At 61.7% G+C, this 12,719-nt stretch carries 11 protein-coding genes; 5 read left to right on the top strand and 6 right to left on the bottom strand.

The annotated features are described in order from the left end of the window. Positions 1 to 51 precede the first annotated feature (51 nt). A complete protein-coding gene (locus tag ACI3KQ_RS04365; RefSeq protein ID WP_404955161.1) occupies positions 52 to 1,632 on the top strand; it encodes a lysine--tRNA ligase in 1,581 nt (526 codons plus the stop codon). A 215-nt stretch (positions 1,633 to 1,847) separates the two neighbouring features. On the opposite strand, the gene ACI3KQ_RS04360 is transcribed toward ACI3KQ_RS04365, so the two are convergent. The 3 genes from ACI3KQ_RS04360 to ACI3KQ_RS04350 all read right to left on the bottom strand — a co-directional run bounded on the left by ACI3KQ_RS04360 (position 1,848) and on the right by ACI3KQ_RS04350 (position 4,098). Then, positions 1,848 to 2,318 carry an RcnB family protein gene (locus ACI3KQ_RS04360; protein ID WP_404955160.1) on the bottom strand — a complete coding sequence of 157 codons (471 nt, stop codon included), beginning with the start codon at positions 2,316 to 2,318 and terminating at the stop codon, positions 1,848 to 1,850. A gap of 160 nt (positions 2,319 to 2,478) precedes the next feature. After that, positions 2,479 to 3,156, bottom strand: coding sequence for a prolyl hydroxylase family protein (locus ACI3KQ_RS04355; protein ID WP_404955159.1), 678 nt, complete (start codon positions 3,154 to 3,156; stop codon positions 2,479 to 2,481). Between the two features lie 114 nt (positions 3,157 to 3,270). Continuing rightward, positions 3,271 to 4,098: an RcnB family protein gene (locus ACI3KQ_RS04350; protein ID WP_404955157.1), complete on the bottom strand. Its 828-nt coding sequence runs from the start codon at positions 4,096 to 4,098 to the stop codon at positions 3,271 to 3,273. A gap of 239 nt (positions 4,099 to 4,337) precedes the next feature. On the opposite strand from ACI3KQ_RS04350, the gene ACI3KQ_RS04345 reads away from it, so the two are divergent. From ACI3KQ_RS04345 to ACI3KQ_RS04335, 3 genes are read left to right on the top strand one after another with little or no spacing between them, the layout of a single operon-like run. Further along, positions 4,338 to 4,877: a biliverdin-producing heme oxygenase gene (locus tag ACI3KQ_RS04345; protein ID WP_404955155.1), complete on the top strand. Its 540-nt coding sequence runs from the start codon at positions 4,338 to 4,340 to the stop codon at positions 4,875 to 4,877. After that, on the top strand, positions 4,870 to 7,446 hold the full coding sequence (locus tag ACI3KQ_RS04340) for an HWE histidine kinase domain-containing protein (RefSeq protein ID WP_404955153.1): 2,577 nt from the start codon (positions 4,870 to 4,872) through the stop codon (positions 7,444 to 7,446). The genes ACI3KQ_RS04345 and ACI3KQ_RS04340 overlap by 8 nt, the downstream gene beginning before the upstream one ends. Before the next feature lie 59 nt (positions 7,447 to 7,505). Next, positions 7,506 to 8,315: a DODA-type extradiol aromatic ring-opening family dioxygenase gene (locus ACI3KQ_RS04335; protein ID WP_404955151.1), complete on the top strand. Its 810-nt coding sequence runs from the start codon at positions 7,506 to 7,508 to the stop codon at positions 8,313 to 8,315. Between the two features lie 3 nt (positions 8,316 to 8,318). On the opposite strand, the gene ACI3KQ_RS04330 is transcribed toward ACI3KQ_RS04335, so the two are convergent. From ACI3KQ_RS04330 to ACI3KQ_RS04320, 3 genes are all read right to left on the bottom strand, one after another. Further along, complete coding sequence (locus tag ACI3KQ_RS04330) at positions 8,319 to 8,855, bottom strand: (2Fe-2S)-binding protein (RefSeq protein ID WP_404955149.1); 537 nt, start codon at positions 8,853 to 8,855, stop codon at positions 8,319 to 8,321. Continuing rightward, a complete protein-coding gene (locus ACI3KQ_RS04325; RefSeq protein WP_404955147.1) occupies positions 8,852 to 9,346 on the bottom strand; it encodes a DUF2721 domain-containing protein in 495 nt (164 codons plus the stop codon). Before ACI3KQ_RS04325 ends, ACI3KQ_RS04330 begins: the two co-directional genes overlap by 4 nt. 247 nt (positions 9,347 to 9,593) lie before the next feature. Next, complete coding sequence (locus ACI3KQ_RS04320) at positions 9,594 to 10,802, bottom strand: LL-diaminopimelate aminotransferase (protein WP_404955145.1); 1,209 nt, start codon at positions 10,800 to 10,802, stop codon at positions 9,594 to 9,596. Positions 10,803 to 10,943: 141 nt separating this feature from the next. Between ACI3KQ_RS04320 and ACI3KQ_RS04315 the strand changes: the two genes are divergently transcribed. Continuing rightward, entirely contained in the window at positions 10,944 to 12,683 is a 1,740-nt protein-coding gene (locus ACI3KQ_RS04315; protein ID WP_404955460.1) for a PHA/PHB synthase family protein, read from the top strand. Positions 12,684 to 12,719 lie beyond the last annotated feature (36 nt).

Raw genomic sequence — 12,719 nt, 5'->3', positions numbered from 1 at the left:
TTTCCTTTAGCCGTTCCCTTTCATTCGCGCCGGGGCTAGGGGCATTTCATCATGACTGTGTCCGAAACCATCCGTACCGCCGCGCAAGCGTCCAAGGCCTGGCCCTATGAGGAAGCCCGCAAGCTTCTGAAGCGTTATCCGCAGGGCGCGCCTGATAAAGGCTATATCCTTTTCGAAACCGGCTATGGTCCGTCTGGCCTGCCGCATATCGGCACGTTCAACGAAGTGCTGCGCACGACGATGGTGCGTAATGCCTATCACGCGCTGTCGGATATTCCGACCCGCCTCATCGCGTTCAGCGACGACATGGACGGGCTGCGCAAGGTGCCGGACAATGTCCCCAACCAGGCGATGCTGACGGAGCATCTGGGCAAGCCGCTGACGCAGGTGCCCGATCCGTTCGAAAAGTTCGAGAGTTTCGCCCACCATAATAACGCGATGCTGCGGGACTTTCTCGACCGCTTCGGGTTCGACTATGAATTTGTTTCGGCGACCGACCGCTACAGGTCCGGGGCGTTCGACGACGCGCTGAAAAATGTCCTGCGCCATTATCAGGACATCATGGACATCATGTTGCCGACGCTGCGCAAGGAACGGCAGGCGACCTATTCCCCGGTCCTGCCGATCAGCGCCAAGAGCGGCATCGTGCTGCAGGTCCCGGTCGAGGTGATCGACGCGGATGCGGGCCTTGTCCGTTTCGAGGATGAAGGCGAAGTCATCGAACAGTCGATCCTGTCGGGCGGGGCCAAACTGCAATGGAAGGTCGACTGGGCCATGCGCTGGGTCGCGCTGGGCGTCGACTATGAAATGGCGGGCAAGGACCTGATCGATTCGGTCACGCAAAGCTCCAGGATTTGCCGTGCGCTCGGCGCCCGCCCGCCCGAAGGTTTCAATTACGAAATGTTCCTGGATGAAAAGGGGGAGAAGATCTCCAAGTCCAAGGGCAATGGCCTCAGCCTGGAACAATGGTTGACCTATGGACCGCAGGAAAGTCTGGCCTTCTACGCCTATCGTGAGCCGAAAAAGGCAAAGCAGCTGCACATGGGCGTCATCCCGCGCGCCGTGGACGAATATTGGCAGTTCCGCGGCAATTACCCCAAGCAGGCGGTCGAACAGCAGCTGGGCAACCCGGTCCATCATATCCATGATGGGCGGCTGCCTGAAGGCGAACTGCCGGTGACCTTCGGCCTGTTGCTGAACCTTGTCGGCGTGATGAGCGATGCAAAGCGCGATCAGGTCTGGGGTTATCTGCAAAATTATGTGCCGGGCGCCAGCGCGGACGCTTATCCCGAACTGGATGCGCTGATCGGTCATGCGCTAGCCTATCACCGGGATTTCGTTGCGCCGACGCTTCAGCGCCGCGCGCCAGAGCCGAACGAAGCCGCCGCGCTTCGCAGGCTGGACGCGGAACTGTCCGCGCTTCCCGCCGACGCCAGCGCGGAAGATGTGCAAAACATCGTCTATGCGATCGGCAAGGATGAAGCGTTCGGATTTGCCGAGCTGAGGGACTGGTTCAAGGCGCTGTATCAGACGCTGCTGGGGGCCGATCAGGGGCCACGGATGGGCAGCTTCATTGCCCTGTACGGCATCCCCAACAGCCGTAAGCTGATTGCCGAGGCGCTGGGGGAATAGGGCGACCCGAACGGAACTTTCCGCGCCTCCGAACGTTGCATTCGGTGGTCCACCCCCCTTTCGGACTGATGGCGCGCCTCGCGCGTGTCATCGGCCGCGCCCGCCCGGAGACGGGCGGCGCGGCCAAGGGGTTCCAGGACCTTCTAAATATCCCCGATACCAAAACGGCCCCGGATCGTAAGGACCCGGAGCCGTTGTTGTTCAAATCCTCGCGATTACCAGAAGAAACCGCGATGGACCTGCATCACCCGTCCGCTACGAACATTGACCAGCAGCACGTCATTATAGTGCCTCACCCAGCGCAGATTGTTGCCGGGACGGGGCAGGCGATAGCGATAGGGATCGCTGATATAATAGCGTGAGCTGTAATAAACGGGGCGGATTCGCGCACCCTCGTTCCAACGTGTGTAGCGGAAAGGCGCGCGCCAGCTTCCGGCGCGATAGACATTGCGGTTTGATCGGCGGTAATCGCGCCAATCCTCCCGCACCTCGCGCCGGGCCTCACGGACGTCGCGGCGCTCTTCGCGCACATCTCGACGGTCGCCATAGCGGCGGGCGTCGCGCAGTTCACGCTGTTCCTGCCGCAATTCCCGCGCGCTGTCGCGGACCTCGCCGCGCGACTGGGCCATGGCGGCGCCCGGCATCGCCGTTGCTGCGATCAGGCCCAGGATGATCAACTTACGCATATCATTTCTCCCATCATCTTTGGCGGTTGACCCTTTGGCAGGGTCCGCCGCCAACATGATGGTTATGCCGGGCGTCCGCTGAACCGGCCGCGAACAGGCCAGTCAGCTACCGGTCATTTATGTCGCAATGTGTATCAGGGATGATGAAGGCGCAGGGCGCTCAGGCTGTCCAGCGCCGTTCGCGAAACCATTTCGTCACCACATATTTCATCCCGCTTGCCACCGGTCGGGCAGCGTGCAGGCTGTTGGGATTGGGCGCTCCGTCGGGGTTCATATTGTTCCAGATCAGGATCATTCCTTCCACCGGCGGCACCATGAATTCGCAATGCGGAAAATGGGTTTCGCCACCGGCGTCGACGGGCGACAGATAGATCATCGCGGTCCAGCTCCTTTGCCCGCCGGTTTTGCGCATGGCGGGCCAGTAACTGGCGCTGACCGGGAAATAGTCGCAATGCGCCTTATATTCCTGGCCTGGGGCATAGCGCTGGCCTTGCAGCGTTTCGCCATGGTCGGCGGTCAGCCCGGTCAGTGCGCAGATACGATCGCTGATCGCCATGACCAGCGGGTTGGCCGGGTCCAGATTGCAGCTGTGGCTGGTCCGGTAGTCGGCATTGGCGCTACCGGAAAACAGGGTGGAAGGCTGTGCATCGGCGTCGATCAGGCCGCGCAGGTCCGCGCACTCGACCTCGCTCAAAAAATCGCGGCGTCCGTAGATTTCCAGTTTAGGGGCGTCGATCCGGCTGACCAGCGGATTTCGGTCCAGCCGGGCACGCACAGCCTGTCCGATCCGCGCACGGACATCGGATGCTGCGCCTCCATCATCGATCTCTACGGCCATGACAGCCTCCTGCCACCGTTGATCCCATGGCTGCAAATGAAAAGGGTCCGAAGCCTGTGACTTCGGACCCCATCTTTCTAAAGGCGATTCAGGAACCGCGATCCCCGCTTATGTTCACCAGAAGAAGTCGTGGATTACATCGACGACATAGCCATCGCGAATGTCGACCAGCAGGGCGTCGTCATAATAGCGGACCCAGCGCAGCGTTCCATAGGCGGGCGGCAGGCGATAGGACCAGGGGTCGTTGATCCAATAGCTGTTGGAAAATAACAGGCTGTTGAGGACGATACCTATCGAATAGCGGCTATAGCCGTAATTCCATCCGCGCGGGGCGTGATAGCGACCGACGCGGTAGCGGTCGCTATAATGTGAGCGATAGCTGCGCCAGTCATAGCGGCGGTCCTGCCGCCAGCCATTGTCCCAGCGCCGCTGGCTGCTCCAGCGGGTGCGATCATCGTACCGCCGACCCACAGCGGCATTGCCGCCCCAGCGCCGATCGCCGTCATTCCAACGGTCATTGCCACGGCGATCGTCTCGGCGATTGTCGCCACGGCGATCATCGCGACGGTCGTCCCGGCGATTTTCACGCCGATCGTCCCGCACTTCACGCCGATTTTCCTGTGATGTCTGCAACACGCGCCAGCCTTCGCGGCGTTCAGGTCGTGCGTCATTGGACCTGCGCCCGTCACCCTGCCACTGCGCCTGGGGCCGCGACTGCACCACTCTGGCGGCAGGCCGATCGTCACGGCGCTGCTGTTGTACCCGCTGGGCCTGGCCCTGTTGACGGGCTTCACCCCCTGATCGACCGCCATCGGCGCGGGCGGCAGGTCGGTCGCTTCTTACGCGCCATCCCCCATCGTCTCCGCGCTGGGCGTAAGCAGGAGCAGTTCCGCCCAATATCGTCGCCGACATCAATCCCATCAGCATGATTTTCTTCAACATGATCTTCGCTTTCCCTTAGGGCATCGCGCCCTCATGCTGCCTTGTTACTTTAGATACCATGTCGAGAGGCTGAACTTGTTTGTCAGCTATTTGAAAGGGTCCTATTGCTAGCGCACGGTCGTGGTAAAACGGATTCGGCATCTTCGTGTGGAAAGAAAAAGCCCACGAACCGAACGGTTAAGCCGAATAAGCTGATTTGCATCAAGGCACGACCAAATAACTGCCATTAGGAACGTCTAGTGAAAAGAACGCCCATTGCTGGCCGTGTGCGACAGGCCCTGCGCGAAGCGACGATGGCTGGGCATCAGCGCGTCGATGATCTGTTTTCCCGATTCGCGCTGGATACGCCGGAAAGCTATGGCGCATTTTTAAAGGCTCATGCCCGTGCCCTTGCCCCGTTGGAGGCCATGGCCCGGCCCGGCGCGGCGCGATTGCCAAAGCTGGCGCAGGATCTAGCGGCGCTGGGTGAACCCATGCCCGAAGGCCTGAGCATCCATGAAACTGACAGTGACGCATTCCGCTGGGGCGCGCTTTATGCGCTGGAAGGGTCCCGGCTGGGCGGATCGGTGCTCGTGCGCCGGGTGCCTGACGGTCTTCCTCGCGCCTATCTCTCGGCGGTGCATGGAAAGGGCGAGTGGCAAGCGTTTCAGCGGTCGCTCGACGCTGCGGCTGAAGGGGAAGGCGATGACTGGATCGGCGAAGCAGTGCAGGGGGCCGAAGCAGCCTTCGCGCTGTTCGCCGCTGCTGCATCCGGTGAGCAGGCAATGACGCATGGCTGATGGCCGGGAACCAGAGGGCGCTGACTTCGCCGTCGACATCAGCAATTGCGACCGCGAACCGATCCACGTTCCAGGCATCATCCAGCCTTTCGGATTTCTGATCGCGCTGACCTCGGACTGGCTCGTGTCGCGCGTATCGGCAAATATCGGCCAGTTCATCCGGCTGACCCCGCAGGACCTGTTGGGCTACGCGATCAGCGACATCTTCTGTCCCGATGCGATCCACACCTTGCGCAACCGCATCACGCTGCTGCGGGGCGGTGATGCGGTCGAACGGATTTTCTCCCTCGTCCTGATCGATGGCTGCCCACCCTTCGACGTGGCCGTGCATTTTTCCGGTTCGCTCGTCGTCATTGAGGCAGAGCCTGCCCGCGCCGATGAGATGGAGGCAACCGGGCTGGTCCGATCGATGGTGGCGCGCCTGGCGCAGACCGACGGCATGTCGGCGTTCCTGCGTGATGGCGCGCGTCAGGTGCGGGCGCTGACAGGCTTTGACCGGGTCATGGTCTACCGCTTTGCGGAAGGTGGAGACGGCGAAGTCGTAGCCGAAGCCTTGCGACCGGGCATCGACAGCTTTTTCGGGCTTCATTATCCTGCGTCGGACATCCCGCAGCAGGCACGGGCGCTGTATCTGCGTAACATCTTCCGCGTCATCGCGGATGTTCAGGCGCAGCCGGTGCCGGTCGTCCCCGTGCTGGACCCGTCCGGTGCGGCGCTCGACATGTCGCTCAGCCTTTTGCGGGCCGTCTCCCCGATCCATATCGAATATCTCGGCAATATGGGCGTTGGCGCGTCGCTTTCCATTTCCATCATCGTAGGGGGCAGGCTGTGGGGCCTGTTCGCCTGCCACCATTATGGCCCGCGCCTGCCCAGTTTCGCGCAACGCAGCGCCGCCGAACTGTTCGGCCAGATATTCTCCATGATGTTGGAAAGCCGCGAGCGTGCCGAGACCGCGGATTATGAGGGCAAGGCACGGCAGGTGGCTGACAGGCTGATGTCGGCGGTCGCGCAGGATAATGATCTTCTGTCCAATGCGCGGTGGCTGGGCGATGTCATTTTCGATACTATCCCGGCCGAAGGCGTGGGGGTCTATATCGATGGCCAGATAACGCTGTCAGGATTGACGCCTGACGAAACATCCTTCGCGGTGCTGATCAACCTGCTCAACCGCACTGCGGCCAGCCAGGTCTACACCACCGACAACCTGTCCGGCATCATGCCCGAAGCGGCCGCCTTCGCCGATCGCGCCGCCGGGCTGCTCGCCATCCCGCTGTCGCGCCGCCCGCGTGATTATGTGGTCCTGTTCAGGCCCGAACAGCTGCGGTCGGTGCGCTGGGCGGGCAGTCAGGAAAAGCACATCGAATATGGGCCGAACGGTCCCCGGCTGACGCCGCGCAAAAGTTTCGAGGAATGGTCGCAACTTGTGAAGGGCACCGCCGTGTCGTTCACGCCGCCCGAATTGCGCGTCGCCGAAGCATTGCGCACCGCCTTGCTGGAGGTCGTGCTGCGCCTGTCGGATTCAGCCAATGAGGAACGGCACCGGGCACATGAGAAGCAGGAACTTCTCATCGCCGAACTCAATCACCGCGTTCGCAACATCCTTTCGGTCATCCGGGGACTGCTGTCGCAGACGCGCGGCAGCGCCGGATCGGTGGAAGAATTTATCGGCACATTGGAAAGCCGCGTCCACGCCCTGGCGCGGGCGCATGACCAGATCACGGCCGATCGCTGGTCGCCCGCGCGATTATACGACCTGATCGAGGTGGAGGCAGGCGCCTATCTTGGCGAAAGGCGGGATCGGGTGAAACTGACCGGCCCCAACGTCCTGCTGACGCCTTCCGCCTTCACCGTCATGGCGCTTGTCATTCATGAGCTTCTGACCAACGCGGCCAAATATGGCGCATTGTCGGATGGCGGCGTGGTCTCCATCGACTGGCATGTGGATGACGATGGCAGCTTGCTGGTCCACTGGATAGAAAATGGCGGTCCCGCAGTGGTCGCGCCCACCCGCCGGGGTTTCGGATCGACGGTCATAGAACGGTCCATTCCCTATGATCTGGGTGGCAAGGCGGAAGTGGCCTATCGGCTCGCGGGGGTCGAAGCCCATTTCTGCATCCCCTCCACCTATGTGGCGTCGGTGCTGCCTGATATCGTGCATAAGGAACGCGCCCAGGCGCTGCCGGACGCTACGCCTGAATTGCTCAAGGGCCGCACCGTGCTGTTGGTCGAAGATAATATGATCATCGCCATGGATGGAGAGGATGCGCTGCGCGATCTTGGCGCAGAGGTCATGACCGCAGCCAGCATCAACCGCGCGCGCGAAGCGATCGCGCGGCATAAGGTCGATCTCGCCGTGCTCGATTTCAACCTGGGGAATGAGACCAGCCTGCCCATCGCGGACCTGCTGACGGAGCGGGGCATCAGCTTCATTTTCGCGACCGGCTATGGCGACGGGCTGGAACTGCCCGCGCGTTACAGCCACGTCACTCTGCTCAAGAAACCATATTCCGGGGCAACGCTGGCCCAGGTTATCGCTCCGTTGATCGGGGAAAGCCAAGTCGGACACTGAAACGCAAAGTTTCCGCGCGGGCCGTTGCGCATGGCGGCCAGGTGCATGATCTAGGCATCATGAAACAGCCCAGCCTCTTTATCCCGCATGGCGGCGGTCCGTGCTTCTTCATGGACCCTTCAGATGGCGACCGGCTGCACAGCGATCCCATGTGGCATCCGATGCAGGCCTATCTGACCGGATTGATGTCCGACCTGCCCGAACGGCCCAAGGCGATGCTGATCGTATCGGCGCATTGGGAAGAACCGTCATTCACGGTCCATGGCGGCAGCCAGCCTTCGCTGCTGTTCGACTATAGCGGCTTCCCGCCGCACACTTACGCCTTGCGGTGGGACGCGCCGGGCGACCCCGCGCTGGCAGGCCGGGTGGTGTCGCTACTGAGTGACGCTGGTTTCCCGGTGGGGCAAGAAACGGATCGCGGCTGGGACCATGGCGTCTTCATCCCGATGAAGGTGGCACTGCCTGACGCGGGCATTCCCGTCATGCAATTGTCCTTGAGGCGCGATCTTGACCCGGCTGCTCACATCGCGGCGGGACGTGCGCTCGCGGGATTGCGGGACGAAGGTGTCCTGATCATCGGATCGGGGATGAGCTTCCACAACATGCGCGTGCGTGGCCCGGAAGGGACCGATCGAGCGGTCGAATGGGATGACGCGCTGAACAGCGCCGTGACCGATCCCGATCCGCAGCGACGGGCAGCACGCGTCAGCGCCTGGGACCAATTGCCCGAAGCGCGGTTCGCCCATCCGCGTGAAGAACATCTGTTGCCGCTGATGGTGGCGCTGGGCGCGGGCGCGGATGACCCCGCACGGCTGGACCATCGCAGCACCGTGCTGGGCTGGACCGTCTCGGCCTACCGATTCGGCTGAATGTCAGGGCCTGCGCAGCGCCGGGACGGTGCGTGCAGCATCTTCGGGCGTAATGCCGGGGGGAGGCGCTGCGGCGACCTGTTCCTCACCGCGCATGATGCGGCCCGCGCGGCGAATGGCGGCGCGCAGGCGTGGATAGATCCCGCAGCGGCAGATGTTGGTGATGGCCGCGTCCATCTCGTCGTCGCTGGGGTCGTTATTCCGTTTCAGCAGGACGGCGGCGGTCATGATCATGCCGGGGATGCAGTAGCCGCATTGCGACACATTGTCGGCGGCGAACACCTGTTGCAACGGATGGCCGCGGTCAGGCGATAGCCCCTCGATCGTCGTGACGAAGCGCCCTTCCGCATTGCGGATGGTGACCTGGCACGACCGGACTGCTTCGCCGTCAATGTCGACTGTGCACGCGCCGCAATCCCCCGTGCCGCAGCCATATTTGGTTCCGGTAAGGTTGGATGCATCGCGCAGCGCCCATAGCAGAGGCGTGTCGGGATCCATCCGATATTGGACCGGGCGGTCGTTGACGGTGAATTTCGTCATGACGCTTCGTCTACCTCCGCTTCATGATACAGCACTTCGTTGCGGATATGGATGATGCGGGAACCCAGCCGGATTTCCAGGATGAATGTGCCAAAGGCGGCGGCCTGCAACAGCATCGCCAGGCTGAACAATATCGCTATCAGCGTCCCGACATGCGCCCCGAACAGATTGCCCGCGAACAACAGGATGACGACCAGGCAGATCGCGCAGGCCGATACCACGGTCAGGAAAATCGCGCTGTTGACCACGCTCATCCGGCGATCGAGCACCCGGATTTCCGCGACCATGCGGTCATGTTCCTTGCCCCGGCTGGTAAGGATGCGTTCTTCCACCCGTCGCGCGCGGTCGATGATGCGCGCAAGTCGTCCTACGCAGACGTTCAGGAACGCGCCGATCCCCGCCAGCAGGAACACCGGAGCCAGCGCCAGTTGGATCGTCTGCGCGACCTGTGAAACCTGGGACATTTCGGCAAAGTGAGGAAAAGGGTTCATCGCACGCCTGCTTTCAGCTTTTCGGCAAAGCAGCGCATCGCGAAGAAAATGACAAGGGCTGAAGGCGGCGCGATCCAAAGGATTTGACTGGCGTCATTCCGTCGCGCGCAATCCGCCTCGATTGCGCAATCGCCAAACACCGATCCGACAAAAACGACAGCCGATACCATCAGGAATAACGTTGCGGCGATGCAGCCGCACGCGCTCCCCAGCATGTGCGGCTGATAGCCTTGTCCGTCAACCTCGTTCAGGCGGCACCCTTGGCAGGCGTGTTGATGCCCATGGATTTCAGATATTGTTTGATGTTGCGCGCCGCCTGCCGCAGCCGCTGCTCATTTTCGACCATGGCAATGCGGACATAGCCTTCCCCGTCCTCGCCATAACCAACGCCGGGAGCGACGGCGACTTTGGCGTGGGTCAGCAGCTGCTTGGAAAATTCCAGGCTGCCCATGCCCTTCAGTGCGGGCGGCAGGGGGGCCCAGGCGAACATCGACGCCTTGGGGGCGGGGATTTCCCAACCTGCGCGCCCAAAGGCTTCGACCATGACGTCGCGCCGCCGGTGATAAAGTTCGCGATTCTTCTGCACTATGTCCTGCGGCCCGTTGAGCGCAGCGCAGGCCGCCGCCTGGATCGGCGTGAACGCGCCATAGTCCAGGTAGGATTTCACCCGCTTGAGCGCAGCGATCAGTTGCCGGTTGCCCACGGCAAAGCCAATGCGCCAGCCAGCCATGGAATAGGTCTTGCTGAGCGACGTAAATTCGACCGCAACATCCTTTGCCCCCGGCACCTGAAGGATGGAAGGCGTGGGATTGCCGTCATAATAAAGTTCGGAATAGGCAAGGTCGGACAGAATCCAGACGTTGTTCTCCTTCGCCCACGCCACCAGCCGCTCGTAAAAGGCCAGATCGACCGTTTCGGCTGTCGGGTTGCTTGGATAACCCACCACCAGGATGGAGGGCCGCGGCACGGTGAACGCCATCGCCCGTTCCAGCGATTCCCAATAATGTTCGTCCGGCGTTGTTGGCACCGACCGGATCGTCGCACCCGCGATGATGAAGCCGAACATGTGGATGGGGTAGCTGGGGTTCGGGGCAAGCACGACGTCGCCCGGCGCGGTGATCGCGTTGGCCAGGCTGGCCAGCCCCTCCTTCGACCCCATCGTCACGACGACTTCGGTTTCAGGGTCAATGTCGACGCCAAAGCGGCGACCGTAATAATTTGCCTGTGCCTTGCGCAGTCCGGGAATGCCCATCGACTGGGAATAGCCATGCGCGCTGGGCTTCTGCGCCACTTCGCACAGCTTGGCGATGACATGGTCCGGCGGCGGCAGATCGGGATTGCCCATCCCCAGGTCGATAATGTCTTCGCCCGCCGCCCGCGCGGCCGCTCGCATCGCATTGACTTCGGCGATGACATAGGGCGGCAGGCGTTTCATGCGGTAAAATTCTTCGGACATTATAGGCTTTCCTGAAAGGTCTCCGTGGGGAATAATAGTCTGCGCACGCAGGACGTGGCAGGCTTTGGCTATAACGCGCCCGGCAGCCACGCGCTAGCGAAAGCGGCGGACCGGGCGATGCCAGGAAAAGGGATGGTGGCCATGAAAGTGAACGATCTGGGCGAACCCCATCTGCCGACACTCGAACAAATGCAGCAATGGACCCATGTGCTGGGGCGGGCGCAGCAGCTTATGCTCGAACAGGCGGCGGGCGCGGTCGGGCGCACGCTGCCGTTCGACGCCGATGCCGTCGCCCGGATACAGACGAGCTTCGCCGATGAAGGGCTGGCGCTATGGCAACGTTTCCTGGATTCCGGCGGCATGTTGCGCGACCGGCCCGAACCGCCGCCACCGGGCAGCCCGGCCGCTGCCAAGGATCGTCGGTTCGCCGATCCGGCCTGGTCCAATCACCCCTTTTACGATCTGATCCGGCAAAGCTATCTGCTGCTGTCGGACTATCTGCTGAAGCTGACGGATACGGTGGATGGCGACGACCCCAAGCAGAAGGCGAAGCTGCGTTTCGCCACCAATGGCATGATCGACGCCCTGGCCCCCAGCAATTTTGCCTTCACCAATCCGGCAGTGGTGGAAAGAACGCTGCAAAGCGGCGGCGAAAATCTGGTCAAGGGCCTGCAGAACATGCTCGCCGATCTGGAAAAGGGGCAACTGACCCATACCGATGGCAGCAGCTTTGAAGTCGGACGCAATGTCGCCGCGACGCCTGGCAAGGTGATCAAGGAAACGCCGCTCTACCAGCTTATCCATTATACGCCGACGACCGATCGGGTGCTGGAAACGCCGCTGCTCATCTTCCCGCCCTGGATCAATCGCTTTTATATTCTCGACCTGTCGCCCGAAAAAAGCTTCGTCAAATGGGCGCTGGACCAGGGGATCAGTGTTTTCCTGCTGTCGTGGAAATCCGCCGATGCGTCGATGAAGGACCTGCAATGGGACGATTATATCCTGCGCGGGCAGGTGGATGCGATCGACGCCGTCCGGGATTTGCTCAAAGTCCCGGCGGTTCACACCATCGGCTATTGCGTCGCCGGAACGACGCTCGCCGCGACGCTCGCGCTGTTGGCTGCGCGCGGACAGGCGGACAAGGTCGCGAGCGCAACCTTCTTCACGGCGCAGGTGGATTTCAGCGAGGCGGGCGACCTGGGCCTGTTCATCGACGATGATCAGATGAAGCTGTTGGACCAGCTGTCGTCGGGCGGTTTCCTAGACGGTCGGTACATGGCCGCGACCTTCAACCTGCTGCGTGGCCGTGACCTTATCTGGAACTATGTGGTCAACAATTACCTGCTGGGGCAGGATTATCCGCCATTCGACCTGCTATATTGGAACGGCGACACGACAAATCTGCCCGCCCGTTGGCACAAGGATTATCTGACGCAACTTTACCGCGACAATTTGCTGGTCGCGCCAGACGCCCTTAGCATCGACGGCACGCCGTTGGACCTGCGCAAGATTGAGACCCCCGCCTATATTCAGGCGGGACGCGAAGACCATATTGCACCGCCGCAGAGTGTGTGGAAACTGACCCAGCATCTTTCAGGACCGGTCCGGTTCGTCCTGGCGGGGTCGGGACATATTGCGGGGGTCATCAATCCGCCCTCTGCTGGCAAATATCAGTTCTGGACGTCGGAAGAGCCTCAGGCGACGCTGGACGATTTCATGGATCATTCCAGGGAGACCAAGGGCAGCTGGTGGCCCGATTGGCGGGACTGGATCGCCGCCTTGGGTGATTCGACTGTCCCCGTAAAAGGGGCGCGTCAGCCGGGCAAGGGGGCGCTCAAAGCTATAGAGGATGCGCCAGGACGCTACGTCAAGACACGCTGACCCACTGAATAGATTAGTAATTTCCCCGCCATAGCC

The sequence above is a fragment of the Sphingobium sp. ZW T5_29 genome (assembly GCF_044987515.1).
Taxonomy (GTDB): Bacteria; Pseudomonadota; Alphaproteobacteria; order Sphingomonadales; family Sphingomonadaceae; genus Sphingobium.
Note: the sequence above shows the minus strand (reverse complement) of the source record. Positions and strands in the feature narration are given on the sequence as shown.

What these genes read in the sequence shown, in the direction of transcription:
- ACI3KQ_RS04340 (WP_404955153.1), top strand. Translation starts at nt 4,870, where the DNA reads ATGGCTGATGGCCGGGAACCAGAGGGCGCTGACTTCGCCGTCGACATC.
- ACI3KQ_RS04360 (WP_404955160.1), bottom strand. Translation starts at nt 2,318, where the DNA reads ATGCGTAAGTTGATCATCCTGGGCCTGATCGCAGCAACGGCGATGCCG.
- ACI3KQ_RS04335 (WP_404955151.1), top strand. Translation starts at nt 7,506, where the DNA reads ATGAAACAGCCCAGCCTCTTTATCCCGCATGGCGGCGGTCCGTGCTTC.
- ACI3KQ_RS04325 (WP_404955147.1), bottom strand. Translation starts at nt 9,346, where the DNA reads ATGAACCCTTTTCCTCACTTTGCCGAAATGTCCCAGGTTTCACAGGTC.
- ACI3KQ_RS04330 (WP_404955149.1), bottom strand. Translation starts at nt 8,855, where the DNA reads ATGACGAAATTCACCGTCAACGACCGCCCGGTCCAATATCGGATGGAT.
- ACI3KQ_RS04355 (WP_404955159.1), bottom strand. Translation starts at nt 3,156, where the DNA reads ATGGCCGTAGAGATCGATGATGGAGGCGCAGCATCCGATGTCCGTGCG.
- ACI3KQ_RS04365 (WP_404955161.1), top strand. Translation starts at nt 52, where the DNA reads ATGACTGTGTCCGAAACCATCCGTACCGCCGCGCAAGCGTCCAAGGCC.
- ACI3KQ_RS04350 (WP_404955157.1), bottom strand. Translation starts at nt 4,098, where the DNA reads ATGTTGAAGAAAATCATGCTGATGGGATTGATGTCGGCGACGATATTG.
- ACI3KQ_RS04320 (WP_404955145.1), bottom strand. Translation starts at nt 10,802, where the DNA reads ATGTCCGAAGAATTTTACCGCATGAAACGCCTGCCGCCCTATGTCATC.
- ACI3KQ_RS04315 (WP_404955460.1), top strand. Translation starts at nt 10,944, where the DNA reads ATGAAAGTGAACGATCTGGGCGAACCCCATCTGCCGACACTCGAACAA.